General features: G+C 63.8%; 26 protein-coding genes. 18 read left to right on the top strand and 8 right to left on the bottom strand.

The window, feature by feature from the left end; translation table 11 throughout:
• Positions 1-20: 20 nt before the first annotated feature.
• From BM338_RS08165 to BM338_RS08155, 3 genes are read left to right on the top strand one after another with little or no spacing between them, the layout of a single operon-like run.
• Positions 21-1,139: an aldo/keto reductase gene (locus tag BM338_RS08165; protein ID WP_090450397.1), complete on the top strand. Its 1,119-nt coding sequence runs from the start codon at positions 21-23 to the stop codon at positions 1,137-1,139.
• A gap of 17 nt (positions 1,140-1,156) precedes the next feature.
• The gene (locus BM338_RS08160; protein ID WP_090450396.1) at positions 1,157-2,020 is read left to right on the top strand and encodes an alpha/beta fold hydrolase; all 864 of its coding nucleotides are present in this window, start codon (positions 1,157-1,159) and stop codon (positions 2,018-2,020) included.
• 8 nt (positions 2,021-2,028) lie between these two features.
• Positions 2,029-2,442, top strand: coding sequence for a GlcG/HbpS family heme-binding protein (locus BM338_RS08155; protein ID WP_218156319.1), 414 nt, complete (start codon positions 2,029-2,031; stop codon positions 2,440-2,442).
• A 439-nt stretch (positions 2,443-2,881) separates the two neighbouring features.
• Here the strand turns inward: BM338_RS08155 and BM338_RS08150 are convergent, their stop codons facing one another.
• A complete protein-coding gene (locus BM338_RS08150; RefSeq protein ID WP_090450394.1) occupies positions 2,882-3,391 on the bottom strand; it encodes a Spy/CpxP family protein refolding chaperone in 510 nt (169 codons plus the stop codon).
• A 138-nt stretch (positions 3,392-3,529) separates the two neighbouring features.
• Between BM338_RS08150 and BM338_RS08145 the strand changes: the two genes are divergently transcribed.
• The 6 genes from BM338_RS08145 to BM338_RS08120 all read left to right on the top strand — a co-directional run bounded on the left by BM338_RS08145 (position 3,530) and on the right by BM338_RS08120 (position 11,506).
• Positions 3,530-4,219: a response regulator gene (locus tag BM338_RS08145; RefSeq protein WP_090450393.1), complete on the top strand. Its 690-nt coding sequence runs from the start codon at positions 3,530-3,532 to the stop codon at positions 4,217-4,219.
• Entirely contained in the window at positions 4,216-5,571 is a 1,356-nt protein-coding gene (locus tag BM338_RS08140) for a sensor histidine kinase (protein ID WP_090450392.1), read from the top strand. The genes BM338_RS08145 and BM338_RS08140 overlap by 4 nt, the downstream gene beginning before the upstream one ends.
• A gap of 124 nt (positions 5,572-5,695) precedes the next feature.
• On the top strand, positions 5,696-6,682 hold the full coding sequence (locus tag BM338_RS08135; protein WP_090450391.1) for a DMT family transporter: 987 nt from the start codon (positions 5,696-5,698) through the stop codon (positions 6,680-6,682).
• Between the two features lie 79 nt (positions 6,683-6,761).
• Positions 6,762-9,758 (top strand): glycoside hydrolase domain-containing protein, encoded by a 2,997-nt coding sequence (locus tag BM338_RS08130; RefSeq protein WP_143109273.1) that lies wholly within the window; start codon positions 6,762-6,764, stop codon positions 9,756-9,758.
• An 89-nt stretch (positions 9,759-9,847) separates the two neighbouring features.
• Positions 9,848-11,119 (top strand): MFS transporter, encoded by a 1,272-nt coding sequence (locus BM338_RS08125; RefSeq protein WP_218156318.1) that lies wholly within the window; start codon positions 9,848-9,850, stop codon positions 11,117-11,119.
• A 3-nt stretch (positions 11,120-11,122) separates the two neighbouring features.
• Positions 11,123-11,506, top strand: a complete 384-nt coding sequence (locus BM338_RS08120; protein ID WP_090450388.1) for a VOC family protein — start codon at positions 11,123-11,125, stop codon at positions 11,504-11,506.
• 39 nt (positions 11,507-11,545) lie between these two features.
• Here the strand turns inward: BM338_RS08120 and BM338_RS08115 are convergent, their stop codons facing one another.
• Positions 11,546-12,817 (bottom strand): alkaline phosphatase family protein, encoded by a 1,272-nt coding sequence (locus BM338_RS08115; protein ID WP_090450387.1) that lies wholly within the window; start codon positions 12,815-12,817, stop codon positions 11,546-11,548.
• Positions 12,818-12,869: 52 nt separating this feature from the next.
• Here BM338_RS08115 and BM338_RS08110 point away from each other — a divergent pair, with 52 nt between their 5' ends.
• Positions 12,870-13,322, top strand: a complete 453-nt coding sequence (locus tag BM338_RS08110) for a hypothetical protein (protein WP_218156317.1) — start codon at positions 12,870-12,872, stop codon at positions 13,320-13,322.
• A 400-nt stretch (positions 13,323-13,722) separates the two neighbouring features.
• On the opposite strand, the gene BM338_RS08105 is transcribed toward BM338_RS08110, so the two are convergent.
• The 3 genes from BM338_RS08105 to BM338_RS08095 all read right to left on the bottom strand — a co-directional run bounded on the left by BM338_RS08105 (position 13,723) and on the right by BM338_RS08095 (position 16,421).
• Positions 13,723-14,241: a methylated-DNA--[protein]-cysteine S-methyltransferase gene (locus BM338_RS08105; RefSeq protein WP_090450385.1), complete on the bottom strand. Its 519-nt coding sequence runs from the start codon at positions 14,239-14,241 to the stop codon at positions 13,723-13,725.
• Positions 14,238-15,746: a DNA-3-methyladenine glycosylase 2 family protein gene (locus BM338_RS08100; RefSeq protein WP_090450384.1), complete on the bottom strand. Its 1,509-nt coding sequence runs from the start codon at positions 15,744-15,746 to the stop codon at positions 14,238-14,240. The genes BM338_RS08105 and BM338_RS08100 overlap by 4 nt, the downstream gene beginning before the upstream one ends.
• Before the next feature lie 108 nt (positions 15,747-15,854).
• On the bottom strand, positions 15,855-16,421 hold the full coding sequence (locus BM338_RS08095) for a hypothetical protein (RefSeq protein ID WP_090450383.1): 567 nt from the start codon (positions 16,419-16,421) through the stop codon (positions 15,855-15,857).
• A gap of 176 nt (positions 16,422-16,597) precedes the next feature.
• Between BM338_RS08095 and hutU the strand changes: the two genes are divergently transcribed.
• From hutU to BM338_RS08080, 3 genes are all read left to right on the top strand, one after another.
• On the top strand, positions 16,598-18,268 hold the full coding sequence (gene hutU / locus BM338_RS08090) for a urocanate hydratase (protein ID WP_090450382.1): 1,671 nt from the start codon (positions 16,598-16,600) through the stop codon (positions 18,266-18,268).
• Positions 18,269-18,549: 281 nt separating this feature from the next.
• A complete protein-coding gene (locus BM338_RS08085; protein ID WP_090450381.1) occupies positions 18,550-18,975 on the top strand; it encodes a hypothetical protein in 426 nt (141 codons plus the stop codon).
• Between the two features lie 55 nt (positions 18,976-19,030).
• The gene (locus BM338_RS08080; RefSeq protein WP_255367234.1) at positions 19,031-19,276 is read left to right on the top strand and encodes a hypothetical protein; all 246 of its coding nucleotides are present in this window, start codon (positions 19,031-19,033) and stop codon (positions 19,274-19,276) included.
• Between the two features lie 36 nt (positions 19,277-19,312).
• Here the strand turns inward: BM338_RS08080 and BM338_RS08075 are convergent, their stop codons facing one another.
• Positions 19,313-19,648 (bottom strand): hypothetical protein, encoded by a 336-nt coding sequence (locus BM338_RS08075; RefSeq protein ID WP_090450380.1) that lies wholly within the window; start codon positions 19,646-19,648, stop codon positions 19,313-19,315.
• A 115-nt stretch (positions 19,649-19,763) separates the two neighbouring features.
• Here BM338_RS08075 and soxR point away from each other — a divergent pair, with 115 nt between their 5' ends.
• The 3 genes from soxR to BM338_RS08060 all read left to right on the top strand — a co-directional run bounded on the left by soxR (position 19,764) and on the right by BM338_RS08060 (position 21,722).
• Positions 19,764-20,216 (top strand): redox-sensitive transcriptional activator SoxR, encoded by a 453-nt coding sequence (gene soxR / locus BM338_RS08070; RefSeq protein ID WP_304529042.1) that lies wholly within the window; start codon positions 19,764-19,766, stop codon positions 20,214-20,216.
• A 60-nt stretch (positions 20,217-20,276) separates the two neighbouring features.
• Entirely contained in the window at positions 20,277-20,666 is a 390-nt protein-coding gene (locus BM338_RS08065; protein ID WP_090450378.1) for an MAPEG family protein, read from the top strand.
• 84 nt (positions 20,667-20,750) lie between these two features.
• Positions 20,751-21,722 carry an AraC family transcriptional regulator gene (locus BM338_RS08060; protein ID WP_090450377.1) on the top strand — a complete coding sequence of 324 codons (972 nt, stop codon included), beginning with the start codon at positions 20,751-20,753 and terminating at the stop codon, positions 21,720-21,722.
• A 53-nt stretch (positions 21,723-21,775) separates the two neighbouring features.
• Here BM338_RS08060 and BM338_RS08055 read toward each other — a convergent pair whose 3' ends face one another.
• Positions 21,776-22,132, bottom strand: coding sequence for a DUF1428 domain-containing protein (locus BM338_RS08055; protein WP_090450376.1), 357 nt, complete (start codon positions 22,130-22,132; stop codon positions 21,776-21,778).
• A gap of 273 nt (positions 22,133-22,405) precedes the next feature.
• Between BM338_RS08055 and BM338_RS08050 the strand changes: the two genes are divergently transcribed.
• The gene (locus tag BM338_RS08050; RefSeq protein ID WP_090450375.1) at positions 22,406-23,182 is read left to right on the top strand and encodes an iron-containing redox enzyme family protein; all 777 of its coding nucleotides are present in this window, start codon (positions 22,406-22,408) and stop codon (positions 23,180-23,182) included.
• 88 nt (positions 23,183-23,270) lie between these two features.
• Positions 23,271-25,997, top strand: coding sequence for a putative bifunctional diguanylate cyclase/phosphodiesterase (locus BM338_RS08045; protein ID WP_343124154.1), 2,727 nt, complete (start codon positions 23,271-23,273; stop codon positions 25,995-25,997).
• 28 nt (positions 25,998-26,025) lie between these two features.
• Here BM338_RS08045 and msrA read toward each other — a convergent pair whose 3' ends face one another.
• Positions 26,026-26,736 carry a peptide-methionine (S)-S-oxide reductase MsrA gene (gene msrA / locus BM338_RS08040; RefSeq protein WP_090450373.1) on the bottom strand — a complete coding sequence of 237 codons (711 nt, stop codon included), beginning with the start codon at positions 26,734-26,736 and terminating at the stop codon, positions 26,026-26,028.
• Positions 26,737-26,796 lie beyond the last annotated feature (60 nt).

The raw sequence follows: 26,796 nt of genomic DNA, 5'->3' as shown, positions 1-26,796 counted from the left end.
CCCAACCGGAGGACACCGCCATGTCGCTCGACCAGTACTACACCCTCGGCCGTTCCGGCCTTCGCGTCAGCCGCCTCACCCTGGGCACCATGACTTTCGGTGACGACTGGGGCTGGGGCGCGGCGGAAGACACCGCCCGCGCCATGTTCGACCGCTATCTCGCCGCCGGCGGCAACTTCATCGACACCGCTGACATGTACACCGAAGGCACCAGCGAAACGATGCTGGGCAAGTTCGTGGAGCAGGCGGGTGCGCGCGACCGCGTGGTGATCTCCACCAAGTTCACCTACAACGCGCAGCCCGGTAATCCCAATGCTGGTGGCAATGGCCGCAAGAACATCATGCGTGCGATAGAAGGTTCACTGCGCCGTCTGCGCACCGACTACATCGATCTCTATCTGCTGCACACCTGGGACCGCATCACACCGGCTGAGGAAGTGGTGCGCACGCTGGACGATCTGGTGCGCGCCGGCAAGATCCGTTACGCCGGTCTGTCCGACGTGCCAGCGTGGTACGCCGCCCGCGCACAGACCTTCGCCGAGGCGCATGCACTGACGCCGCTGGTGAATCTGCAACTGGAGTACTCGCTGATCGAGCGCCACATCGAGCACGAATACGTGTCGCTGGCGACGCAGCTGGGCATGGGCATCACCGCATGGAGTCCGCTCGGCATGGGCATGCTCTCCGGCAAATACCGGCCCAGCCAGGAGGGCGGCGCAGGCGAGGGCCGTCTGGCCAAAGTCACTGCGGCGCCGGGCTTCGAGCGCTTCACCGAGCGCAACTGGCAGATCGTGGCGGCGCTGGAGCAGGTGGCACGCGAGAGCGGGCACAGCATGGCGCAGGTCGCGTTGAACTGGGCCGCCAACCAGCCCGGCATCGCGTCGCTGATCGTGGGCGCCACCAAGCTGGCGCAGCTCGACGACAACCTGGCTGCGCTCGATTTCACTCTGCCGGATGAACTGCGCGTACGACTGGATCAGGCCAGCGCACCGTACGCACCGTTCCCGTACTACATGTTTACCGACCGTCAGCAGACGCGCATTCACGGCGGCGTTGCGGTAGGCGACAAACCGGCCAGCTACGCGCCACCGGTATTCGTGGACGCTGTCGAAGCGCGCGATGTGCGCGCCAGCCGCTGAGTCGAGGAGCTACTTTCATGTCACGCACATCAACGCGTCGCAAGGAACTCACCGCGCCGCATGCGCGCTGGGTCGAGGTCAACGGTGCGCATTTGCATACCGAGCTGGCCGGGCAGGGCGAGGCCATCACCATGCTGCATGGCTTCCTGGTCGACAGCGGGCAATGGGACGGCGAATTCGCGGATTTTGCGCAGACGCATCGCGTACTTCGGTATGACTTGCGTGGGTTCGGTCGCTCCTCCATGCCGGAGGCGCCGTTCTCGCATCATCAGGATCTCGCTGCCGTGCTCGATGCCAGCGGCATCGAACGCACTGCGCTTCTCGCCTGCTCGGGTGGCGCGGCGACGGCGCTCGATTTCGCGCTGGAACATCCGCAGCGGGTCACTTCGCTGGTCCTTGTCGGCCCGGGTTATTGGGGGCGGTTCGCCAATCGCACGCCTGAGGCGCGGGCGTTTGTAGCTGCCATACAGAGTGGTGATGCGGAAGCGATGCTGGAGCCATCCCTGCGTGCCTTCGTCGACGGTCCGCGTCGTTCGCCCGAACAAAGCAATGCCGTGGCGCGCGAACGCATTCGTGCGATGAGCGCGTGGAACTTCGGTCGCGAAGACGGCTACTGGCGCCATGCGCAGTGGCAGCGCGATCCGCAGCCGTCGGCGCTGGAGCGCCTTGGCGAGCTGTCGATGCCGGTGCTGGTGATTGTCGGCGAAGAGGATCAGGCCGAGGTGATCGAGCTCTCGCAACAATTGGTCGAAGGGCTGCCGAATGCGCGGCTGGCATTGATTCCGGATGCGGGGCATCAGACCAATATGGAGGCGCCTGATGTGGTGATGCCGCTGCTGCGCGACGTCTTTGCTCGGCCCGTCGCGCGCGGTGTTGTATGAGTGTTCTGATGAAATATGGTTCGCCGATCACCTTGGATGAAGCCGCCAGGGCGATGGCTGCGGCGGAGGACGAGGCGCGTGGTCACGGTTGGCCGATGGTGATCGCTATTGTTGGCAGTGGTGGGCATCTGGTGATGTTGCATGCGTTGGACGATGCACAGCATGGCAGTGTGATGGTGGCGCAGGGCAAGGCGGAGACTGCAGTGAATTTCCGGCGCCCGTCGAAGCTGTTTGAGGATGCGGTGAGGGAAGGTGGGCTCGGGCTGCGCTTGCTGGGGATGTCTAATTTGTTGCCGCTTGATGGTGGGTTGCCGCTGTATCGCGATGGGCGGGTGATCGGCGCTATTGGTGTGTCGGGGATGCAGTCTGTGCAGGATGCGCAGGTGGCTGCGGCAGGGGCTTCTGTGATCAATGGTGCGTGAGCGCTTTAGCCTCCTCTCCCCTTCGGGGAGAGGACTGAGGTGAGGGTGGGTGCTTGCGACACCCTTTCCTACTCGTCATTCCGGCGTAGGCCGGAATCCAGTGGCGTTGTCGCTCGGTTGTCGCGTCTGCGTGCCCTGGCTCGCCTGCCGCGGGCTTCCGAACCGCTGCCGCGGCTCGGGTCACTTTCTCTTTGCTGGCCCAAAGAGAAAGTAACCAAAGAGAAATGGCCTGAAGAGCAGGCGGTGTGCTCTGTGGCCGCGCCCTTTCCAGTGTCAGGCGCCGGGAAGGTTTCTTCTTGGCTTGATCGTCCGGTCCTCACCGCTGCACAGGGGAGGTTCGCGGCCAACATCAAAAGCGGCAGCTTCGCCCACAAAAAAACGGCGCCCGTGTTGCCACGGGCGCCGTCCCACCGGGGTGCTACTTGTCGGGTTGGAGAGCTTACTGAGCGGACGTCGTACCCGACGGCGACGACACGGGGTGCTGGGACTTGAACTGTTCCCACTGTTGCTTGCGTTCCTGGCGCTCGGCCTTCAGCGAGGCGAGCTGGGTTTTCTGCGCAGGGGTCAGCAGGGCGTAGATCTGCGTGCGCAGGGCGGCGCGTTGCTGGATGCGTGCCTGCAGGGCGCTGGCTTCCGCCTGGGCGAAGGTGGCGGCGGCGGACTGGTAGCCGACCTGGTCCGGCGTCATCGCTTCGAACGCTTCGCGCTGCTGGCGCAGGTTCTGACGCTGTGACTTGTTCTGCTCGAAGCTGCTCTTCACCAGCTGCTTGATGCTGGTGCGCTGGGCGTCGGTCAGGTTGAGCTTGTCCATGCCTGCGAGCATGGCGTGGCCGCGGTGGCCGTGACCGTGGTCGCCACGGAAGCCGCCATCCTGGCCGGCAGCGACGGCAACGGTGGTGAGAGTCATGGCCGAAGCCAGAGCCAGGCCAAGGAGGAGATTCTTGCGCATAGGTCGTGCCTTTCGTGGTTGGGGGACTTGCGGAGTATTTGACGACACCCCGGCGTGTATGTTCTTTGCGGAAAGGTAAAGATGCGTAAAGCCTGGGGCATGGCTGCCATCGCAAGTTCTGACAGGTTCTAATAGCGCATGTCCAGAATCCTGCTCGTTGACGACGACCGCGCCCTGACCGATCTGTTGGCCGAATACCTGCGGCGCGAGGGCTTTACCGTGGATGTCGCGCATGACGGCGATGCCGCCCTGACGCTGCTGCGCAATCCGTCGCAGCGCCCTGACTTGTTGGTCCTCGATGTGATGATGCCCGGCCGCGATGGGCTGGAAACCCTGCGCGAGCTGCGCCTGCAGCATCGTCTGCCGGTGATCATGCTGTCCGCGCGCGGCGAGCCGGTGGATCGGGTGATCGGTCTTGAACTGGGCGCGGACGACTATCTGTCGAAACCCTGCCTCCCACGCGAGTTGCTGGCGCGCGTGCGTGCGCAACTGCGTCGCAATGCTCCCGCCGCGACGGGTACGGTGGAGGTAGGTGTGTTGCGCCTGCTGCCGGGCGAACGCCGCGCTTATGCCGCAGACAACGAGCTGAGCCTGACAGGCGCCGAGTTCATGCTGTTGCTCGCACTGGCGCAGCGTGCGGGCGAACTGGTGGACAAGGCCTCGCTGACACGCCTTGCTCTCGGGCGTGAGCTGGAGCGTTTCGACCGCAGCGTGGATGTGCATATCAGCCGGTTGCGGCACAAGCTGGCCGAAGCATCGGAGAAGTCGCCACGCATTGAGTCCGTGCGCGGCGCGGGTTATGTACTGGTGACCGGAGCTGTGGCGTGAATCCCTTCAAGAGTTCGCTCTATGGACGCCTGCTGCTGTGGTTCTTCGTAGTCAATCTACTAGTGCTGGTGCTCGGTGGCTTTCTTACGCGTCGTTTCATCGAGTACACCACCGAGGTCGAGATCAACTGGTCCGCGCTGGCGCAGAGTGCGGGAGAGGCATACGACAGTGGCGGCGTGCCGGCTCTGCAGGCATGGGCTGCGGCGCAGCGTCAGGAAGGCATCGACGCCACGTTGTTCGAGAACGGCCAACCGCTGACGCCGATGCGTTCGCCGTCCGCGTTGCGCCAATCGATGACCGATGCGCTGGCCGAAGGGCGCGACATGGTGATGCAGCCGTATCCGCGCGTGTACCTTGCCGTGCAGCAAGTTGCTGGTGGCGACGGCAAAGTGCGGCAACTGGTGGCGCTGAGCCGCACCCACGTGCGCATGAATAGGGAAACGCGGGATCAGATTTTCCTGGCGTTTCAGTTTGGCCTGTCTTTGTTGCTGATCGGTCTAGCGAGCTGGTGGGTGGCGCGCAGCGTCGCAAAGCCGGTGGAAGCATTGCGCGATGCGACCCGGCGCATGGCATCCGGTGAGCTGTCCACGCGGGTCGGACCGGAGGGGCGCAAAGGACCAGGCGAGTTGTCCCTGCTTGCGCATGACTTTGATGCTATGGCCGAACGCATCGAGGCGCTGGTATCGCATGACCGCGGCGTGCTGCAGGATCTCTCGCACGAACTGCGCTCACCGCTGGCGCGCCTGCATCTGATCCTGGATCTTGCCCAGCGCAGCGACGCGGCCCAGGCGGCGGCGTATTTTCGCCAAGCCGAACAGGAGATCGGCCGGCTCGACCGCATGACCGGCGAGATGCTGGCGCTGTCGCGGCTGGAGGGTGGACTCCCCGGCATGGAGCGCGAACGCGTGGATCTGGCCGAAGTCGTGCGCGATGGCATAGCGCAGGTCGAGCTGGAGGCCGCCGCACGCGGGGTGCAGCTGCAACCGGCGATTGAAAGTGCCGTGATCGTATCGGGCAACGCACAACTCCTGGAGCGTGCGCTGGACAACCTGCTGGCCAACGCGATCAAGTTCAGTCCCGAGGGCGGGCGCATCGAGCTTGGTGTGCGCACGGTGGAGGGCATGGCGGAGCTGACCGTTCGCGACCATGGCCCGGGCGCACCGGAAGAAGAGCTGGAGCAATTGTTCCGCCCGTTCTTCCGCGGCAGCAATGCGGCGTGCGCGGAGGGACACGGGCTGGGACTTGCCATCGTGCGACGTGTGACCCAGGTGCATGGCGGTGACATCCATGCGCGCAATGCCGACGGCGGCGGATTGGAAGTCCGGCTGCGTCTGCCGCTGATCGCCCTGTAGGAGCGCACCCTGTGCGCGAAGGCCCTTCGCGCACAGGGTGCGCTCCTACAATGGGTCTGGATGATTAGGCAGCGGGAATTGTGGCCGCCATACTAGTCACGTCTTCTTGGTTCGCAGGATCCCGATGCGCTCTCATGCACCCGCCGCCGTAGGGCTCGCGCTGTGTTCGGCGTTGTTCTTCACGCTCACCTATGTACTTAACCGCAGCCTGGTGGCGGGCGGTGGGCATTGGGTGTGGGCGGGCATCCTGCGCTATCTGATCACCTTGCCGCTGCTCGCGCTGGTGTTGCCCTGGCAGGGTGGCACCGGCACGCTGCCGCAAGAACTACGGCGCCATCCGCGCACCTGGCTGCTGTGGAGCAGTGTGGGTTTTGTACTGTTTGGCGTGCCGCTGACCTGGGCGGCGAGCAGTGGGCCGTCATGGCTGATCGCAGGCAGTTTCCAGACCACGGTGCTGGCGGGACCGCTGATGGCGCCGCTGATCTATCGCGATCATCGGCGCCAGCTTGCATGGCGCAGTCTCGCCATTGGCTTGTTGATCGTGCTGGGCGTGTTTGCGCTGCAATGGGGACATGCGCAGGGACAACTGCATGCCAGCGACTGGCTGGCGATCGCTGCGGTGGTGGTGTCGGCCTTCGCGTATCCGCTAGGCAATCGCATGCTGCTGTTGCATATGGAGCGCGAAGGTACGCAGCTGACGGCGGTGCAGCGCGTGTTCGGCATGACCTTGTGCAGCTGGCCGTTGTGGTGGTTGCTCGCCGTGGTTGCGTGGTTCACTGTCGGACCGCCCGGCTGGCGAGAAGTATGGCTGGCCGGTGGTGTGGCGCTTTCGTCGGGTGTGATCGCCACCGTGCTGTTCTTTCGCGCGACCGATATGGTGCGCAGCGAACCCACCGCACTGGCTGCCGTGGAATCCATGCAGGCGGCGGAGTTGTTGTTCGCTACCGTGCTGGGCGCGGTTTTTCTTGGCGAGGTGTGGCCTCACGGTTTCTCTGCGTTCGGCGCACTGCTGATTATCGTCGGCATTGCACTGTTTGGCTGGATCAGCGGTCGCTCCGCCGCGGGCCATGATGAGGACGTGCGCACACTTCGCACAGATCGTGGCGCGTGATTTAGACGTCTGGAACTTGCCCCTGAGTGCCAAACCGGGTTAAACACATCGACTTTCGTCATGTCGTGATGAGGTCGCAATGAATAACCGGTGCTGTGCGTGGATGGTGGTAGGCGCGTTGCTGGGAGCCGCTCCCGCTGTAATGGCCACACCAACGGCCTCCATGCCAGTGTTGCGCTGGGATGCCTCGAAGTTCGGCAATCATCGCTATCTCGTGCAGGTAGACGCGGCGGCGCCGGCGGTGCGTGTGGATATTCCATGGCGTCGGCGTGATGCACATCCGGAGCAGGCGGCGGTAATTGTCACGGGGCCTGACGGCGATGTGGTTGCCAACGTGCAGCGCGGCACGATCGATCAGGCTCACGGCGAACTGGCGTTCCAGGCGGCCAAGGCCGGTACCTATGCGATCTATTACCAGCCTTATCTCAGCAACGGCCGCAGCAACTACCCGACGGTGGCCTACGCGACACCGAAAGACGGTGCCGATGCCGGCTGGGCGCACAAGCTCGGCAAGGACTGGCAGAAACTGCCGTCGGCGAAAGTGCTGCGCTATGAGGCTGTCGATGATTTCGACGCTTATACCGAGATGGAGCGCACCGCCACGCCCGCGGAGCTGCAGTCGCTGCTCGCGGCACACAAGGATGCGCCCTGGCTACTGTTTCCCGAGACACGCGCGTTTCCCGCGCGTATGTTCGATGCGCTTCCCGAACGCTGGGCCCAGCGCGGTCCGGGCGGTGAGTTGAGCGATAGTGCGCTGCGCGGCGAATATCTGAGTTTCCAGGTCGGCGTGTGGGCGCCAAACCAAGCTATCCGCCAGGTGCAGGTGGCTTTCGCGGACTTGCATGGCCCGGATGGCGCGGTGATTCCCGCCACGGCGCTGACCTGTTTCAACCTCGGCGGCACCGACTTCACCGGCAAGCCTTTCACCACACCGGTGGAGGTGGCCAAGGGACGCGTGCAGCCGCTATGGATGGGGCTCGACATTCCTGCCGACGCCAAGCCTGGCATCTACCGTGGCGAAGTTACCGTGAGCGCGGAAGGCGTGCCCGCGCAGAAGGTGCCGCTGGTGATCACGGTGGGCCAGGATGCCGCCGTCGCGCATGGCGATGACGATCCGTTCAAGCTCACCCGCCTGCGTTGGCTCAACTCCACGATGGCGCAGGACGACGCACTGGTGAAGCCGTTCACGGCGATCACGGTGAAGGGTTCGACGCTGGGGATTCTTGGACGCGAAGTGAAGCTGGGGCGCAACGGCCTGCCAGCGCAGATCGAGAGCCGCTTCGACGAGAAGATGACGGGCTTTGCCGCGCAGCCGCGCGCCGTGCTCGCGGCACCAATGCAGTTGATCGTGCAGGACGCCAGCGGTGCGCATGCATGGGAGGCCAAAGGCACGCCCGGCGTGCAGAAGGATGGCCCCGGCAAAGTGCATTGGACGGTCGCTGGCAACGCGGGTCCTTTGCAGGGTGAGGTCAAGGCTTCGCTGGAGGCCGACGGTACGTTGACTTATGCCGTGGCATTGACCGCTACCAAGGCCACCACGCTCAGCGATATTCGTCTGGAGATGCCGCTGCGTAACGACGTCGCTCAGTTCCAGCTCGGTCTCGGCCGCACCGGCGCGGCCGCACCGGCCGACTTCAGCTGGAAATGGAATGTGCAGAACAACCAGGACGGCGCCTGGATCGGTGCGGTCAATGCAGGTGTGGAATTCCACCTGCGCGACGAGCACTACCTGCGCCCGCTCAACACGAATTTCTATCACCAGCAGCCATTGCGCATGCCGGCGTCGTGGGATAACGGTGGCCAGGGCGGCGTCACCTTGCACCGCGACGATACGCGTTACCTGGTCAAGGCTTTCAGCGGTCCACGCAGCATGCAGGCTGGCGAAACGCTGCGCTACGACCTGGTGATGCGCGTAACGCCGTTCAAGACGATCAACCCCGCGCAGCATTTCAGCGAACGCTTCTTTCACAAATATGGCGATCTGGACGCGATCAAGGCCGATGGCGCGAATGTGGTGAATATCCACCACGCCACACCGATCAATCCGTGGATCAACTATCCCTTCCTCGAATCGAAGGCAATGCGCGCGTATGTCGACGCGGCGCATCAGCGCGGCATGAAGGTGAAGATCTACGACACCGTGCGCGAAGTCTCCGACCGCGCGCCCGAACTGCCAATGCTGGAGTCGCTGGGCCATGAGGTGATCAGCGCCGGCAAGGGCGGTGGTTTCTCCTGGCTGCAAGAACATATGGACGGCGACTACATCGCCGCCTGGCATGTGCCGGAGAACCGCGACGCGGCGGTGATCAACGCAGGCCAGAGCCGCTGGCACAACTACTACATCGAAGGGCTGGATTGGCTCGCGCGCAACGTGGGTATCGATGGCCTGTATCTGGACGACGTCGCCTACGACCGCACCACCATGAAGCGCGTGCGCAAAGTGTTGCAAGCCCATCGTCCGAATCCGTTGATCGACCTGCACTCGGCCAGCCAGTACAACCCGCGCGATGGCTATATCAACAGCGCATTGCTCTACATGGAGCTGTTTCCGTACATCGACCGTCTGTGGTTCGGCGAGGAATTCGATTACGAAAAGACCTCGCCCGATTACTGGCTCACCGAGATCTCCGGCATCCCCTATGGCCTGATGGGCGAGATGCTGCAGCACGACGGCAACCCGTGGCGCGGCATGGTGTTCGGCATGACCAATCGCCTTGGCTGGTCGCCGGACAGCGATCCGCGCGGGCTGTGGAAGCTGTGGGATGAGTTCGGTATTACCAAGGCCGACATGATCGGCTGGTGGGTACATGACACGCCGGTAAAAACCGGGCGCGACGATGTACTGGCCACCAGTTATGTGCGCAAAGGGCAGGGCACGTTGATCGCTATCGCTTCCTGGGCGCCTGAGAAGACGGACATGAAGCTCAGCATCGACTGGAAGGCGCTTGGCCTCGATCCGCGCAAGGCGAAACTGGTGGCAACTGCCGTGCAGGGCTTCCAGCCGGCCGCGACATTCGCGCCCGGCGATGCGATTCCGGTCGAGCCTGGCAAGGGCTGGCTGCTGCGCTTGGAATAAGTGCAGGCAGCGACAGATACCTTCCGCCGAGGTCGATGCACCGGGCGGAAGGTTTTATCCTAGGCGGGATGCGCCGATGATTCGGCGCGATGCCAAGGCTCAGCATGCAGGCGAACAACGCACCGGTGGTGGATGATTACATCCGTCACGGCACCCCGATCTTCCGGCGCACCAACCTAGCGTTGTTCGCCGCCGGCATCGCCACCTTCGGCCTGCTCTATTGCATCCAGCCGCTGATGCCGGAATTCAGTAAGGACTTCCAGGTCAGCGCCGCCACCAGCGCGCTCTCGCTGTCGCTGACCACCGGTGTGCTCGCCGTCGCCATGCTGTTCGCCGGTGCGGTGTCCGATGCGTGGGGGCGCAAGTCGGTGATGACGATGTCGCTGCTTTCTTCGTCCGTGCTGGTGCTGGCGACCGCGCTGGTGTCGGACTGGCACATGCTGCTGATCCTGCGCACGCTGCTGGGCCTGACCCTGAGTGGATTGCCGGCGGTGGCGATGACCTATCTCAGCGAAGAGATGCATCCCGATTCCATTGGCCTGGGCATGGGGCTGTATATCAGCGGCAATGCCATCGGCGGCATGGGCGGGCGTCTGGTCGCTGGTGTGCTGGCGGATTTCGTCGGCTGGCGTGCCGGCGTGGCGACGGTCGGCGTGATCGGCCTGATATCGGGGCTGGTGTTCTGGAGCAGCCTGCCTCCATCGCGGCATTTCACCGTCCAGCCGTTGAACTGGCGCACCTTGCATGCCCGCTTCACCGGTGCGTTCCGCGACGCGGGCCTGCCGTGGCTGTTTGCCGAAGGCTTCCTGCTGCTCGGCGCCTTCGTCACGGTCTACAACTACATCGGCTATCGCCTGTTGGCAGCGCCCTACCATTTGAGCCAGGCCGTCGTCGGCCTGATTTTCAGCGTGTATCTGATCGGCACCTTCAGCTCAACCTGGATGGGCCATCTCGCCGGCAAGCTGGGCCGACGCAAGGTGCTGTGGACCGCCTTCGCGCTGATGTTCTGTGGTGTGTTGCTGACCATGACCCAGCCGCTGATGTTGATTGTGCTGGGCATCGTGGCGATCACCTTCGGCTTCTTTGGCGGACATTCCATCGCCAGCAGCTGGGTGGGCCGACGCGCCGGCGCGGCCAAGGCACAGGCTTCATCGATGTATCTGTTCTCGTACTACATGGGCTCGAGTCTGGCTGGCGTGGGCGGCGGCTTTTTCTATGCCTCGCATGGATGGCAAGGCGTGGCGATATTCGTCGGCGCGCTGGTATTGGCTGGTTTGCTGATTGCGTGGCGGCTGTACAAGTTGGCGCCGCTGCCGGGGCCGCCGTCGCCCGGTACCGAGCCACCGCTGGCGGAGATGTAATCCATGAAGATCGAATCGCTCGATCATCTCGTACTCACCGTGACCGACATCGAAGCCAGTTGCGCGTTCTACACGCGTGTACTCGGCATGCAGGAAGTGAAGTTCGGCGCAGGGCGTAAGGCGCTGGGCTTCGGCGTGCAGAAGATCAATCTGCACCGGCATGGCCACGAATTCGAACCGAAGGCGCATCGGCCCACGCCGGGTTCGGCCGATCTGTGCCTGATCACCCGGGCAACGATGGATGAGGTGCTTGTGCAGCTGACGCAATGCGGCGTCGCGGTGGAGCAAGGGCCGGTGGCCCGCACGGGTGCGCGTGGGCCGATCGAATCGGTGTATTTCCGCGATCCCGACGGCAACCTGATCGAGGTCAGCCGTTATCCCGAATGAGCCATCGCCCGCTGAGCGGGCGATGGCCAGAGGTTCGGATTACTGCAGTTCGGGCTTCAGCGCGTCTTTCACGGCGTTGTAGTCACCGTCGTTCTTCGCCGGCGTCAGATTCAGCAGATGGGTCATCAGCGGATAGACGTCCACATTGGGGAATGCGGGAATCTGCACGCCCTCGCGGAACGCAGGGCCATGGGCGACGAACACGGCTTTCATGCGCGGGTCGGCGTTGTCATAGCCATGCTCGCCAAGGCTCAGCTTGCCGTCCTTGTGTTTCTTGGCCTGGTAAGCGCTGGTGGTGATGCGCCAGCCAACGTCCGCCAGGCAAATCAATTGCGGCACGCGCGGATTGCTGCCGTAAACGAAGCGCTCCGGCACGCGGGTCTTGTCCCAGCACTGCATATGCTTCTGCGGCTTCTCCAGCTTGGCTTCGATCTTGGCGAAGTCGAAGCCGGGCTTGGGATTGAACCCGGCAAGCACGCCCATGCTGACGGTCTGCACGTGATCCAGCGGGATCAGCTTTTCGATCATCACGCTGTTCTTGGCCGGCACGCTGGCCATGCCGTGATCAGAGACCACGATCAGGTTGATGCGGTCGAACAGCTGGCGTTGCTTGAGGCCATCCACCAGATGGGCAAGCGCAATGTCGACTTTGCCCAAGGCGGCATTGACCTGCCGCGAATCCGGGCCGTGCTCGTGGCCGGCGTGGTCGACGTCGTCGAAGTAAAGGGTGAGGAAGCTGGGGCGCTGGTCGGCGGGCAGGTCCAGCCAGGCCAGTACCTGATCGACGCGCTGCTCGGGTGTGACCGAGCCGTCGTAGGGCTGCCAGTGATCCGGGCGGTAGTCGTGGATGGGCGCTTCGGAGCCGGGCCAGAACATGGTGGCGGTGTTCAAGCCGCTGCGGCCCGCGGTTTCCCAGATCGGCGTGCCCTGCGCCCACCAGCGGCCGTCGGCGCCGGCCTTGCGGTTGCTCAGGGTGAACTCGCCCAGCTCAGGGTCGAACATGGTGTTGTTGACCATGCCGTGATGGTCCGGGCGCAGACCCGTGACGATGGTGTAGTGATTGGGGAAGGTCAGCGACGGAAACGAGGGCTGCATCGATTCAGCCGTTACACCGCCTTTGGCCAGCGCGGACAAAGTGGGGCTAAGGCCGCGGCCGATGTAGTCGGCGCGATAGCCGTCGATGGAGATCAGCAGCAGCGGCGCCGGAGCGGGTTTGGCCGCGGCTGTTGCTGGCGCGGCGGGCGGCTGTGTGGCACACCCGGCGCTGAACGCCACAACGGAACATAACAACAGGCGAAACGGGAATTTCATGCGTGATTCCATACTATTTCTTCAGGCAATCCGCACATGATGGCGTAGTCATATGACCAATACATCTCTTTCCCTCGCTCGCCGGATTGCAGTGCCATTTCTAGGTGTTTCCCTGCTGCTTTCCGCCGGTGCAGTCATGGCCTGGCAGCAACAGCGTCCGCCCACGTCGCAGCCACCGACGATGAGCGCTTCGGCGATCCAGGCGCAGCAGGCCAATCAGCAGGCGCTGTTGATGGATCAGGTGCAGAAGAACCGGGTGCAGGAGGAGCAGCGCCAGCGCAATGCGGCGGCGATCCGCCGGCCGTTTGCCAATGACAGGGCGGCGACGGGAGCGCTGGATAGCAGTGATCAGGCGCAGCGTGATCAGTACAACGCCAGGCAGCAGGATTTGTTGAATCGGTATCGGGCGGCATCTTCGGTGAATCCGGTGGTGTTGCCGCAGCAGGTGCCGCCGCCGAAGCAGAAGGTGCAGCCGCAGGGAGCGGGGCAGCAGCCTGCGCGGTGAGGGTTCGGCCCTTGCGATACCCCTCCTAACTCGTCATTCCGGCGTAGGCTGGACGAGCGCATAGCGCGAAGAACGTCCGCAGGACGGCCCCGAAGGGGTGAGCGAAGCGAATCATCCAGTGTCTTGTCGCTCGATTGTCGCGCTATCTCAGTCGGGTCCGCCTGCGGCGGGCTTTCGAACCGCTGCCGCGGTCCGAGTCACTTTCTCTTGCTTGCCCAAGAGAAAGTAACCAAAGAGAAAGGCACCCCTCTTGCGCGCCCTCTGGCTTCGCCTGCGGGTCCGTGCACGGCTCGCTTCGCATCGCCCTGCAAAGATAAAGAAAGAGCAGCTCCCTCTCCCCTCCGGGGAGAGGGTTGGGGTGAGGGGCGGGTGCTCGGTATGACGCTGCTATTGGAGGCTTTCAGCCCGGCATCGCAAACAAATCCCCGTGCACCACACGATCTTCCATCGACAGCAGGAATCGCTTGGTTGGCAGGCCGCCGCCGAAGCCGGTGAGGCTGCCGTTGCTGCCGATGACGCGATGGCAGGGGAGGACGATGGGTAGGGGGTTGCGTCCGTTGGCGGCGCCGACGGCGCGCACGGCCAGGGGTTGGTCGATGCGGCGGGCGAGTTCGCCGTAGCTGATGGTGACGCCGTAGGGGATGCGGCCGAGTTCGTGCCATACCTGCAATTGGAAGGGCGTGCCCAGGGGATGCAGTTTCAGGGTGAAGTGCTGGCGTTCGCCGGCGAAATATTCCTCGAGTTGGCGGCGCGCTTCGGCGACAGGTTCGGCGGCGCGGATCCAACTGGAATCGGCGGCTTTCTGGTGGCGGCCGGTTTCGAACCAGATTTCGCGCAGGCCTTCGGTATCGGCGACGAGGCGGAGTCGGCCGATCGGGGTGGGCATGTCATCGAACCAGACAGGGTGGGTGGCTTTCATGGTGTCGGTCCCTTGGTCTTGGCGCGTGCGCTGGCAGCATCGCTCGCGCTGCGCCACAGGTGCATCACGGCGTAGGCGCGCCATGGGCGCCAGGTTTCCGCGAGGGAGGTGAGGGCTTTGGTGCTCAGCTCGATGCCGTCGCTTGCGGCCGCGCGGCGCAGGATCAGGTCGGCGGCGGGGAACGCGTCGGGATGGCTGAGGGCGCGCATGGCCATGTAGTGGGCGGTCCATTCGCCGATACCGGCCAGTTCCACCCAGCGAGCGACGAATTCGTCGAGGGGCTGTTCGCTGCGGAAGTCGATGCGGCCGTCGAGCAGGGCTTGCGCCACGCCGCGTACGGTGGCGGCACGCGCCGTGGTAAGGCCGACTTCGCGCAGATCGGCATCGGCCAGAATGTCAGGGTCGGGGAACAGCCGCTCCAGGCCTGTGGGGAGCGGCGCGCTCACCGTCGCGCCGTAGCGCTGCACGATGCGCGTTGCCAATGTGCGTGCCGCGGCGACGCTGATTTGCTGGCCAAGAATGGCGCGCACAGCGATTTCGAAACCATCCCAGCCGCCAGGCAGGCGCAAGCCGGGGCGGCGGCGGTGCATGGGTTTCAGCACTTTGCTGGCGTGCAGGACCTCGCCAATGGATTGAGGGTCGGCGTCGAGATCGAACATGCGTCGCAGTTTTGCCACTACGCCGAGCATCTGCGCTGGCTGTGGGCAATGCAGTTGCAATTGCAGCGCATGCTCGTCGCCAGGCCACGCACTGAGACGCAGCCAGCTTGGTGCGTCGGCGGCACCGAACACGCGCGCATAACTGTGTTCATCCACTTGCTCCACGCCGGGCAGTGCGCGGGTGCGCAGGAAGCTCAGGATCGCCTCGAAGTCGTACGGTGGGCGATAGCCAAGCCGCAGTGTGAGTGCATCGCCAGTGCTCTTGCCCGGATGCCGGCGCAGTTCGCGCGGCGGAATGCGGTTCGCCTGCTGGAATGCGGCATTGAAGCGGCGCAGGCTGCGGAAACCGGAGGCCATCGCCACGTCGGTGACCGGCATGGTGGTTTCAGTCAGCAACTGCTTGGCGAACAGCAGCCGGCGCGTGATGTGCACGCTGATCGGCGGTGCGCCGAGACGCTCGACAAACAGGCGCCGCAACTGGCGCGCGCCGATGCCGACGCGTTGCGCAATCTGTTCCAGGGAGTTGTCCTCGAGCGCCCCTTGCTCCATCAGTTTCAGCGTACGTGCGATGACATGGTCACCGCGCTGCCACGCGTCGTTGCCCGGCGCCAGTTCCGGCCGGCAACGCAGGCAAGGGCGAAAACCCGCCGCCTCGGCCGCTGCGGCCGTCGCGTAATAGCGGATGTTTTCCGGTTTCGGCGACGGCGCAGGGCACACTGGCCGGCAGTAGATCCGTGTGCTGGTGACGGCGGTGAAGAACAGGCCGTCGAAGCGCGCGTCGCGGCTCTGGCGAGCCTGGTCGCAGATGCGCCAATCGGGGAGATGGGGAGCGTTCGATTCCTGCATAGATGCAGGCTAGCACCGTCAGCGAGTGCCGACTCGCCGTTTTCGGACATCAATACCCGGCTGGCCGGCGCGGCGGCGCCGGCAGGTGGCGGTGCTGCAAGCTCCCGTTTATTTCACAGGTGCCATCAGGTGCTGGTAGGGCGTGCCGGCCCACATCACATAGGGCATGGACGTATCCGGTTCCGCGTTCTTCGGATACATGTCGTAGAACGCCGGATCGGCGCCGACGACCATGAAATGCGGCCCGGTCTTGATCCAGTGATTGCCCGCCTCGGGCTTCTGCGCGTATGGATCAGTGTTGCTCGCATCCGTACCGCCTTCGAGCATGTACATCACGCCGATCTTGCCGGCCGGTGGCGGCTTGTGCGCCATGTATGCCTGCACCCATTCCATCGCATTCTTGTCCATGCACATAGAGTCGGGCCCAGGTGTGGTCGGGTTGTCCGGCATGCAGGTGTAGTCATTGCTGCCCTTGCGCAGCGTGCGCATCTTGCCGTCTGCCTCCATGGCGATGATGGTGGCGCCTTTCGCGACGCCCGCCGGTGCCGCGCGCATCGCGCTCGCGATCAATTCGGCATCCGTGGGCGCATGTTTTTCCGCAGCCGGCACACCGCCCGCCAAGGCGAGCAGGACAGCGACGGCAACGGTCCGGTACATCGAGCCTTGGGTATTCATCTAGCCTCCCCATCAAGGTCGTCCCGGGATTCCCGCCTTTGAGTCTGGGCCGCCGCCAGGGGGCGGACAATCAGCCAAACGGACAGGCCGGGCACGGTTTTGCCGCAGTGCAGTTGGCGATGGCAAAACCGCGCGCCCATAATCGTGATTTCCCCCTCCGCAGTTCAGGATTTCCGATGAATGCCCCGACGCGTATCGACACCACCCGCACCATCCGCGCCCCGCGCGGCAGCGAACTGAGCTGCAAGAGCTGGCTCACCGAGGCGCCGTTCCGCATGCTGCAGAACAACCTCGACCCGGAAGTGGCGGAGAACCCGGCCGAGCTGGTGGTGTATGGCGGTATCGGTCGCGCCGCGCGCAACTGGGAATGCTTCGACGCGATCCTGCGCGCGTTGCGCGAACTCAACGACAACGAAACCCTGCTGATCCAGTCCGGCAAGCCGGTCGGCGTATTTCCCACTCATGCCGACGCGCCGCGCGTGCTGTTGGCCAATTCCAACCTGGTGCCGGCCTGGGCGAACTGGGAGCACTTCAACGAGCTCGATAAAAAGGGCCTCATGATGTACGGCCAGATGACGGCCGGCTCGTGGATCTATATCGGCTCGCAGGGCATCGTGCAGGGCACCTACGAAACCTTTGTCGAGATGGGTCGCCAGCATTACGGCGGCAGCCTCAAGGGCAAGTGGATTCTCACCGCAGGCCTTGGCGGCATGGGTGGCGCCCAGCCGCTCGCGGCGACCTTGGCCGGTGCTTGTTCGCTGAATATCGAATGCCAGCAGAAGAGTATCGATTTCCGCCTCAAGACGCGTTACGTCGATGAGCAGGCGACCGATCTCGACGACGCGCTCGCACGCATCGCGAAATACACCGCCGCCGGCGAAGCGAAATCCATCGCGCTGCTGGGCAACGCGGCCGATGTGCTGCCGGAACTGGTGCGCCGCGGCGTGAGGCCGGATGCGGTCACCGACCAGACCAGCGCACACGATCCGGTCAACGGCTATCTGCCCAGCGGCTGGACCGTGGAGCAGTGGTTCGAGCGCCGCAAGATCGATCCGGCCGGCACGGCAAAAGCCGCCAAGCAATCCATGCGTACGCATGTGGAAGCGATGCTCGCGTTCCACGCGCAGGGCATCCCCACCTTCGATTACGGCAACAACATCCGCCAGATGGCGAAAGACGAAGGGCTGGCGAACGCGTTCGCGTTCCCCGGCTTTGTGCCTGCTTTCGTGCGTCCGCTGTTCTGCCGCGGCGTCGGCCCGTTCCGCTGGGTCGCACTGTCCGGCGATCCGGAGGACATCTACAAGACCGACCAGAAAGTGAAGGAGCTGATCCCCGACGATCCGCACCTGCACCGCTGGCTGGATATGGCCAAGGAGCGCATCAGCTTCCAGGGCCTGCCGGCGCGCATCTGCTGGGTCGGCCTGGGCCTGCGCCACAAGCTCGGCCTGGCCTTCAATGAGATGGTGCGCAAGGGCGAGCTGAAGGCACCGGTGGTGATCGGCCGCGACCATCTCGACTCCGGCTCCGTCGCCAGCCCCAATCGAGAGACCGAGGCCATGAAGGACGGCAGCGATGCCGTGTCCGACTGGCCGTTGCTTAACGCCATGCTCAACGTGGCCGGTGGTGCGACCTGGGTGTCGCTGCACCATGGCGGCGGTGTAGGCATGGGCTACTCGCAGCACTCCGGCGTGGTGATTGTGTGCGACGGCACCGAGGCCGCCGACAAGCGCATTGCGCGCGTGCTGTGGAACGATCCGGGCACTGGCGTGATGCGTCATGCCGATGCGGGGTACGACATCGCGGTGCAGTGCGCAAAAGAGCAGGGTTTGAAGCTGCCGATGGTGTAAAGGCTGCCACCCGTTATCAGGTTCCATTACGCCCTCTTTTGAGGGCGTAATGCTTCATGGGGTCGGTGAAATGGGTCATGGCTGCCCCCGGGACAAGCGGCACTGGATATTGGGGCGCGGATCGACTCATCATCAGACGCCCTGTCCCCAAAGCGTTCCAACGGGCTCCCCTGATTTAACGGTCCAAGATTCCGGGCATGCAGGTGCAGTGACATTCCTTGCGAGTGATGCGTGGCGTGCGTGCCCGAGTTTTCGTGTCGGTACACAACAGGAGGTGTGCGATGGTCAGGTTTCTTGTTTCAAGCGCAGTGGTTCTGATGCTTGCCGGGTGTGCGACGGCAGGCACCCAATACAGCAAAGTGGATCAAGCGACGGTCGACTCGTTCAAGCCGGGAGAGACCACGGTCGCGCAGGTCGAGGCAGCGTTGGGCCAGCCGTTCCAGTCGAACCGCCTGCCTGACGGTTCCGAGCAGTTGCAGTACATATCCAAGGTGCGCGATCTGGCCGTCGACGACACCCCGACGACGGGCTCGGCGATTCCCAAGAAGGTGGACAAGGTGGTGTCGACCATGTTGAGTTTCGACAAGAGCGGGCATTTCGTCCGCTCCTGGAGCACCGCGAAAGCCGGCGTAGACAAGTGGCCCAGCGACCTGGGCAGGATGCAGGGCACCGATATCGAGCGGGGGCCGACACACCAGCAACAATGACGGTGTGGACTGCTGGCTATGAATATGCCCCTGGCTACGGCCGGGGGCATTCGGGATGTTCATGAATCTGTTTTATTGGGTCCTGTTTTTCGCAGCCAGCTCAGTCTTTGTGCTTTGGGTGATGCGCTGGGGCGGCGCCGAATGGATGGAAGGCTGGCGCTCTCTGTTCTTCATCGACTGGCTGCATGCGTCGCTGTGGAATGCCGAGCAGATCAAACTGTATTTTCTGCTGCTGTGGGTGGTTCACGCGGCCTGGTTTGTGATCGGGATTTTTGCTCCAGGGGCGCGTGCATGGTCGTGAGTGTCGGCGCCTGTGCGCCCGACACTGCCCCATCCATCACGCGTTGCTGTAGAGCCCCATGTCGGCGCGTACGCCGAGTTTCTGCATGAATGCCGCAGGGTCGAAACCTTCTTTCGCGTACGCTGCCTGGATCGTGGTCTTGGCAGCGGCGATCGCTTCGGCACCGCTCCATTCGACCACGGTGATGACGTTGCACTCGCCCGTGTCATCGATTCGATTCAGCACCAGGTTCTGCTTGCAGCCGGGAACGGTATCCAGCGTCTGCTGGCTGATGCGTACGCGCTCCATGAAGGCCGGCATGGCCTCGGCCGGCACAACGAAGCGGTCGATACGAAAGACGGAGGCATGGTTGGCTGACGAGGAAGCGTTCATGGCGGGAAACTCCTGTGAGGGTCGGGTTTGAGCCGGGATAGGCGCGCACTGTAAAACCTCATGTAAAGTTGAGGTCAAGAGGTGACGCATGAAAACCAGACTGGAACAGGCCGGTATCCCATCGACCCTGTCCGTGGGCGACGTGGCGCGACGCGCGGGCGTATCCGTGTCGGCGCTGCATTTCTACGAAGCCAAGGGCTTGATCAGCAGTGACCGCACCGAAGGCAACCAGCGGCGTTACTCGCGGGATGTGCTGCGTCGCGTCGCGTTTATCCGCGTGGCACAGCGGGTTGGGATTGCCTTGACAGACATCGCATCTGCGTTGGCTGGCTTGCCCGCGACCGCCGCCCCCACTCGCGCGGACTGGGCGCGTTTGTCCGCCGCGTGGCGAGCCGATCTGGACGAGCGGATGGCACAGTTGAAGAAGCTGCGCGACACCCTCGATGACTGCATCGGTTGCGGCTGCCTGTCGATTGACCGCTGCCGGCTGCGCAATCCTCTCGACAAGCTTGCCGAGCAGGGCGCAGGGCCTCAGCGCCTGTGGGTCGGTCGCCGATCTGCTGACTGAATACCCCTGCGCACGAATAACGGCACATGATCCGTCCACATCCACCCGGGGAGGGGCGTCATGGCGATTGAGCTGAAGGTGTTGGCGTGGGCCGTGGTACTTGGACTGGTTTATGTGCTGCTGGCCGCGACGCTATCAACGCAACAACGCGGCATCACGTGGAATGCCAGCAGCCGTGATAGCGAGCCCAAGCCGTTGACCGGCGTCGCTGCCCGCGCTGACCGGGCGAGCCGCAATTTTCTGGAGACGTTCGTGTTCTTCGCCGCCGCCGTGCTGGCGGTGGTTCTGGCGCAGCGGAACACGACGAGCACGGCACTGGGCGCGGAGATCTATGTGTGGGCGCGGGTTGCTTATTTGCCGGTCTACCTCGCGGGTATTCCCTATTTGCGCACGCTGATCTGGGCGGTCTCGCTATGGGGGCTAATACAGGTACTTGCCGGTCTGCTTTGACGTTCCTCCACGATACCTTGGTTCTTTGACGAGGGACGAGATGTCGGTCGGCCGGCGTGTGCGCGTGGGTTATGCTTTTTGCCTATGCTCACCTACAGCGCTTATCTCGCCCGCATCAACCGCGTGTTCGACTACATCGACACGCATCTGTCCGAGCCGCTCGATCTCGATGCGGTGGCCAGGGTGGCGCATTTCTCGCCGTATCACTTCCATCGCATCTTCAAGGCCATGGCCGGCGAGACGCTGGCCGAGCGCGTGCGCCGGCGGCGGGTGGAAGTGGCGGCGACGCGGCTGGTGGCGACGCGCGATGTCACGGCGTCGAAGATTGCGCTGGATGTGGGCTTCACCTCGCCGGAGGTGTTCACGCGCGCATTCCGCGGCTATTTCGGCATGACGCCCACACAGTGGCGCGGTGGCGGTCACTTGTCCTGGGGCGTGGCGCGTCGCGAAGCGCTTAGCAAGATTCATCAAGACGAAAGCAAGAAGCATCAAGTCGTTCTCGAGGCGATCCGCAAGGATGTAGGCATATGGCCGCACGGCCATGTTCCCGCCACTGGAGATGCCCCTATGCACGTCGAAATCAACAACCTTCCCGATGCCCGCGTTGCCTATATGCGCCACGTGGGTCCTTATGGCAGCGCCGGCATCACGGCGATGTGGCAGCGCTTCGGCGGCTGGTGCCGCGATCAGGGGCTGATACCCCCGCCGCGCATCATGTACGGGGTGTGCATGGACAACCCCGGCATGACTCCTGCCGACAAGCTTCGCTACGACGCTTGCGTCGAGGTCAGTACGGATTTCAAACCGCAGGGTGAAATCGGCGTGACGACGCTGAAGGGCGGTCGTTACGCATGTGCGTCATTTGCTGGCACAGCTGCGCAGATCGCGGGTGCCTGGGGCCGCTTTGTATCGGACTGGCTGCCGGGCAGCGGCTATGCCATCGACACCAGCGACGAGGCGCGTTGTGCCGTCGAGCTGTACGGCACGGACTTCAAAATGGACAAGGACACTGGCGTGTTCAACTGCAAGCTGTGCCTGCCGGTACGGCACGCCTAATCAGCTCCGGAGTGCCCACGCCGGATCGCCTGCCGATCCGGCGCTGGATGCAACTACAGCTGCACGATCGGCTTGAACCCGCCCCAGAACATGCGCATGCCGTCGAACGGCAGCGTCTTGGGATCCATGCCGGACAGGCGCGGATCCTCCATCACTTTCTTGTTGATGCGGTCGCGCTGGGCGCGCGATTTGAAGACGATCCATGAGAACACCACTACCTCGTCCGGCTTGAGTTTGACGGCCTGGGGGAACGAGGTCTGCTTGCCGGGCTTCACATCGTCGGCCAGGCATTCGATGTATTCCAGCGCGCCATGTTCGCGCCAGATGCTGCCCGCCTTGCGGGCCAGGCGGCGGTACGCCGCGAGGTTTTTCCTGGGTACGGGTACCACGAAACCATCGACGTAACTCATACGGGTTCTCCGTTGGGCGACGGGGGAGGGAGCGCCTTCACACACGCGCCGGTGCGGTGCGGGCGCCTTGGGATCATGCGCCGGTTTGCTGGCGGTGGCGAGTCGCCGCGCGCCGTTCCGGCGGGTGGCAGGGACAAGGAGCGGACTCCGAAACTGGCCGATGTCGCCAAGGCTCCCGTGGGCGAAGACTATGAGGTTCCGGTGCCGCGATGGCACCGGCGCGCCGGCCATGTGCGCCGGCGATGACCTGAAAGCCAACACTGGAGAAGCAACATGAACACGCACTTCGAACGCACTGGCGCGCTGACTGAACTAACCAGCTACCCGCATTGGGCGCAGGACATGGTCGCCGCCTGCGAGGACGCGAAACGGGGGGTGGTGGACCACGAGCTGTGGTCGGTTATGAAGGAGGTTCGTCTTGACGCCACCTCCAACCGCCATTTTATGGTCGGCGTCTGGCCGGTCATTGAGCGTTTCCCGGCCTACATGGCACTAAACCTGCTTAAAACTCAGTACGGCAGGAGCGCCGGGGAGAACATGGCCCGGCGCTGGCTGGTCCGCAATATCCGCGTGGAGCAGAACCATGCTGACTATTGGATCAATTGGGCGGAAGGCGCCGGCGTCAGCCGGGACGAGGTCCTGCATGGGCAGCCCCCCCACGGCACGCAGGCCTTGGCGGATTGGTGTGAGCAAGTCAGCAGCAAGGCATCGCTGGCGGCCGGCATAATTGCCACCAACTACGCGGTAGAAGGGGCGACCGGGGACTGGTCGCAGATTGTCTACGAGAGCACGGCCTATGCGGAGAGTTTCCCCAAGGACAAGCGTGCCAACAGCCTGCGCTGGCTACAGCTGCATGCCGCGTATGACGATACCCATCCATGGGAAGCGCTGGAGATAGTCTGTACGCTTATGGGCACGGCACCGACGCCGGCCGAGGTCGCGTATCTGGGTGAATGTGTGCGGCGCAGTTACGTCAGCATGCACATCACGCTGGATCGTTGCCTGGATGTGCGTCAAGGTCCGTGGGCAGTCAGTGAAGCCGCAGCCTGAGTAACGTGATCGCCGGGCGATACGTATCCACAGGCAGCGGATGTCGTCGAAGGGGATACAGGACAAGATGCGTATCGCTCGTACTGGCTTGCGTAGACCCCTGTTGCAGCGACTGATGCCGCTGGCGTACGCGCTGGCGGCCATGATCGGGTTGATCCTCGCCCTTACCTGGGGCGCCTTGCAGGTCCAGGTGACTCTCGCCGGTTTTCTCAACGGTGAGAGTCTTTGGTCCAAGGCGCAGAAGCAGGCGGTGATCGATCTCGATAACTATGCCGTCAAGGGCAACGCGGCCGACCTCGCGAGCTTCAGGAAAAACTATTTGGTGGTGAAGTCGGATCGCTGGGCGCGCGATGCCATCGACAGCGGCCACTACGACTCGCAGCAGGTCGACCAGGCGTTCCGCCGCGGCGGGGTGATTCCGTCGGCGATCCCGGGCATGGTGTTCATGCTGCAGTATTTCTCCGGCGCCCCCAACATGCGCGAGGCGATCGAGGCCTGGCATTCGGTGGACGGCCAGATCGCCGAGCTCGATACCATCGCCGGCGAACTCGAAGAGGCTTATACGCACGGCGAGTTGTCCAGCCAGGAGCTGCTGCGCCAGCGCGACCGCATCAACACACTCAATAATTTCATCGAGCCGCGCAGTAACCGTTTCTCGCTATATATCGCCAAGGGCGCCACCTGGCTCGGCCGCGTACTGTTCGCCAGCGTGTTCCTCATTGCGCTGATCGCTGCGCTGCTATGGCTGCGCATGGGACGGCGCATCCTGGCTGGTATCCGCGGTACGGAGGAGCGCTATCGCTTGCTGTTCGACAGTGCGTCCTCGGCCATCGTGATGGTCGACGAAGCCAGCGGCCGCATCCTCGATGCCAACCGCATGGCCGGCCACTGGACTGGGCGCGAACCCGGCGAGCTGGTCGGCGATGTGTTTGCGCACCTGTTCGCCCGCATTGGCCTGCCGCAGGAGGGCGGGGTAAGTCTGCTGCGCGGTACCGATGGCGATCATCGTCCGGTGGAAATGCGCAGTGCGCTGGCCATGTGGGGCGAGCGTTTCGTGCGGCAGGCCATCATTAGCGACATCTCCGAGCGAGTGTCGATGGAGCAGGAGCGCCGCATCGCCTCCGAGGCGCTGGCCGGTATCGCCGAAGGCGTGATCATCGCCGACGCCGATCGCCTGGTGACCACGGTCAACGCCGCCTACACCCGCATCACTGGCTATGACGCCACCACGCTGCGCCTTTGCCGTTTCGATGAAACGCGCAGCCTGCCTAATGGCTCTCCGCTGTCCGCGTCGGTGTGGGACACGGTGGCCAGCGGCGGTAACTGGAAAGGCGAGGTGCTGAGCCGGCGCAAGGACGGTAGTACCTATCCCGAGCTGCTCAGCGTCAGCGCCATCCGCGACACTTATGGCCGCGTGCAGCACTACGTGGCGGTGTGTACCGACATCACCGCGACCAAGGCCGATCGCCTGCGCCTGGAACATCTCGCCACGCACGATCCGCTGACTGGCCTGGTCAACCGCGCCGAATTCGAACGCCTGTGCGAGCACGCCATTCTCAATGCCACGCACGAGCGCAATGCGGTGGCGGTGCTGTTCGTCGACCTCGATGCGTTCAAGGTCGTCAACGACAGCTACAGTCATGCGATCGGCGACAACCTGCTGGCGAAGGTGGCCGAGCGCATCGACAAGATCATGGGCAAGCACGATGTAGCCGGCCGTATCGGCGGCGACGAGTTCACCGTGCTATTGAGCCGCCTGAGTGCGCGTGAAGATGCGCGCGGCATCGCCAATCGCCTGCTGGCCGCGCTGGCGGAGCCGGTGATGGTGGGCGATTACGAAATCGCGCTCAGCGCCAGCATCGGCATCGCCGGCTATCCGCTGGACGGCGGCGATGCGAACACGCTGATCACCAACGCCGACGCTGCGATGTATGTGGCCAAGACCGAGGAGCGCAACGCCTACCGTTTCTACACACCGCTGATGCATGCCGATGCGCGACGCCGCTTGATGCTCGGTTCGGATCTGCGCCAGGCGCTGGCCAGGAGCGAATTCCATCTCGTCTATCAGCCCAATATCGAACTGCGCACCGGCCGCATTGTGGCGGTGGAGGCACTGTTGCGCTGGCACCACCCCGAACGCGGGCTGCTGCTGCCGGACGAGTTCATCCCGATGGCGGAAAGCCTCGGTCTGATCCGCCAGATCGACGAATGGGTGATGCGCGAGGCCAGCTCGCAATTGCGACGCTGGGACGACGCACGCATGCCGCAGTTGCGCATGGCGATCAATGTGTCGGCCAGTACCTTCGGGCATCGTTCCTTTATCGACAAGCTGAGTTCCGCGCTGGATGCTGTGCAGTTGCCCGGCCAGCGCCTGCTGATCGAAATCACCGAGAGCGCGATCCTGCGCCTGGGCGAGCAGACCGACCGCACCATGCACGCCTTGCATGCGCTGGGCGTCGGTGTGGCTATCGACGATTTCGGTACGGGCTATTCCTCGCTGGCCTACCTCAAACTGTCAGCGATTGCTTTCCTCAAGATCGATCGCTCGTTTATCTCCGGCCTGCCGGCGGACACCAATAACCTGGCGATCACCGAGGCGATGCTGGCCATCGCGCGCAGCCTCGGGCTGCGGCCCATCGCTGAGGGCATCGAAACGCAGGAGCAGCACGAATTCCTGCTGCGCGCGGGTTGTGCGGAGGGCCAGGGTTTCTACTACGCGCGTCCGCAGGCCGCCGAGGACATCGAACGCCTGCTGCGGCCCAGTTCCCGCCATGCGCATTCGCGGCTACGCCTGGTACCGCCAAAGCACTCGTAGGAGCCCACAGGGTGGGCTCCTACAGCAATCAGTGAAGCTGTACGTCGACGACAGTTTCTTCGGCCTTGTACACGTTGGGGAACAGCTGTTTCAGGTTCCTTACTTTCGGTGCGTCGTTGAACACGATGTACGGCTGGTTGGGGTGCAGCCGCGCATAGTCCTGGTGATACGCCTCGGCGACATAAAACGCCTTGAGCGGCACTACCTGGGTAACGATGGGATCGCCGAAAGCCTTGGCCTGGGTGAGCTGGTCGATATACGCCGTGGCGATGCGTTTCTGCTCATCGTTGCCGTAGAACACCACGGAGCGGTACTGCGTGCCGACATCCGGACCCTGGCGGTTGAGCTCGGTCGGGTCCGCAGCCACCGAGAAGAACACCTGCAATAGCTGGCCATAGCTGACCTGCGCGGGGTCGTACAGGATCTTCACCGATTCGGCGTGGCCGGTATTGCCGTCGCTGACCAGGTCGTAATGCGCCGTGTCGGCGTTGCCGCCGGCATAGCCCGACCAGACTTTCTTCACGCCTTTGACGTGTTCGAACACGGACTCCACCCCCCAGAAGCAGCCGCCGGCCAGCACGGCGACCTGTTCGCTGTGGGTGGTGGCGAGCGGCGCGTCCAGCTTGGGCGACGGCAAGGCGCTGGCCGCATTGGCGACCGGCAGGCTGCATGCGCTGGTGCCGGCCAGGATCAGTAGGCTGGCGAGCGCGTGGATCGAACGGCGACGGATGACAGTCATGGCAATGCTCCTGGAGGTTGCATGTTCCACAGCTGATTCGCTGGCGAGGCGGGCAGGGTT

Origin of the sequence: Dyella sp. OK004 (genome assembly GCF_900114495.1) — a bacterium.
Classification (GTDB): Bacteria; Pseudomonadota; Gammaproteobacteria; order Xanthomonadales; family Rhodanobacteraceae; genus Dyella_D.
The sequence above is the reverse complement of the archived record's forward strand: the minus strand, read 5'-3'. Positions and strand labels throughout refer to the sequence as shown.

What these genes read in the sequence shown, in the direction of transcription:
- BM338_RS08065 (WP_090450378.1), top strand. Translation starts at nt 20,277, where the DNA reads ATGGCGATTGAGCTGAAGGTGTTGGCGTGGGCCGTGGTACTTGGACTG.
- BM338_RS08135 (WP_090450391.1), top strand. Translation starts at nt 5,696, where the DNA reads ATGCGCTCTCATGCACCCGCCGCCGTAGGGCTCGCGCTGTGTTCGGCG.
- BM338_RS08130 (WP_143109273.1), top strand. Translation starts at nt 6,762, where the DNA reads ATGAATAACCGGTGCTGTGCGTGGATGGTGGTAGGCGCGTTGCTGGGA.
- BM338_RS08085 (WP_090450381.1), top strand. Translation starts at nt 18,550, where the DNA reads ATGGTCAGGTTTCTTGTTTCAAGCGCAGTGGTTCTGATGCTTGCCGGG.
- BM338_RS08100 (WP_090450384.1), bottom strand. Translation starts at nt 15,746, where the DNA reads ATGCAGGAATCGAACGCTCCCCATCTCCCCGATTGGCGCATCTGCGAC.
- BM338_RS08055 (WP_090450376.1), bottom strand. Translation starts at nt 22,132, where the DNA reads ATGAGTTACGTCGATGGTTTCGTGGTACCCGTACCCAGGAAAAACCTC.
- BM338_RS08095 (WP_090450383.1), bottom strand. Translation starts at nt 16,421, where the DNA reads ATGAATACCCAAGGCTCGATGTACCGGACCGTTGCCGTCGCTGTCCTG.
- BM338_RS08125 (WP_218156318.1), top strand. Translation starts at nt 9,848, where the DNA reads ATGCCAAGGCTCAGCATGCAGGCGAACAACGCACCGGTGGTGGATGAT.
- BM338_RS08060 (WP_090450377.1), top strand. Translation starts at nt 20,751, where the DNA reads ATGCTCACCTACAGCGCTTATCTCGCCCGCATCAACCGCGTGTTCGAC.
- BM338_RS08155 (WP_218156319.1), top strand. Translation starts at nt 2,029, where the DNA reads ATGAAATATGGTTCGCCGATCACCTTGGATGAAGCCGCCAGGGCGATG.
- BM338_RS08080 (WP_255367234.1), top strand. Translation starts at nt 19,031, where the DNA reads ATGTTCATGAATCTGTTTTATTGGGTCCTGTTTTTCGCAGCCAGCTCA.
- msrA (WP_090450373.1), bottom strand. Translation starts at nt 26,736, where the DNA reads ATGACTGTCATCCGTCGCCGTTCGATCCACGCGCTCGCCAGCCTACTG.
- BM338_RS08120 (WP_090450388.1), top strand. Translation starts at nt 11,123, where the DNA reads ATGAAGATCGAATCGCTCGATCATCTCGTACTCACCGTGACCGACATC.
- BM338_RS08160 (WP_090450396.1), top strand. Translation starts at nt 1,157, where the DNA reads ATGTCACGCACATCAACGCGTCGCAAGGAACTCACCGCGCCGCATGCG.
- hutU (WP_090450382.1), top strand. Translation starts at nt 16,598, where the DNA reads ATGAATGCCCCGACGCGTATCGACACCACCCGCACCATCCGCGCCCCG.
- BM338_RS08075 (WP_090450380.1), bottom strand. Translation starts at nt 19,648, where the DNA reads ATGAACGCTTCCTCGTCAGCCAACCATGCCTCCGTCTTTCGTATCGAC.
- BM338_RS08115 (WP_090450387.1), bottom strand. Translation starts at nt 12,817, where the DNA reads ATGAAATTCCCGTTTCGCCTGTTGTTATGTTCCGTTGTGGCGTTCAGC.
- BM338_RS08150 (WP_090450394.1), bottom strand. Translation starts at nt 3,391, where the DNA reads ATGCGCAAGAATCTCCTCCTTGGCCTGGCTCTGGCTTCGGCCATGACT.
- BM338_RS08110 (WP_218156317.1), top strand. Translation starts at nt 12,870, where the DNA reads ATGACCAATACATCTCTTTCCCTCGCTCGCCGGATTGCAGTGCCATTT.
- BM338_RS08105 (WP_090450385.1), bottom strand. Translation starts at nt 14,241, where the DNA reads ATGAAAGCCACCCACCCTGTCTGGTTCGATGACATGCCCACCCCGATC.
- BM338_RS08165 (WP_090450397.1), top strand. Translation starts at nt 21, where the DNA reads ATGTCGCTCGACCAGTACTACACCCTCGGCCGTTCCGGCCTTCGCGTC.
- BM338_RS08145 (WP_090450393.1), top strand. Translation starts at nt 3,530, where the DNA reads ATGTCCAGAATCCTGCTCGTTGACGACGACCGCGCCCTGACCGATCTG.
- BM338_RS08050 (WP_090450375.1), top strand. Translation starts at nt 22,406, where the DNA reads ATGAACACGCACTTCGAACGCACTGGCGCGCTGACTGAACTAACCAGC.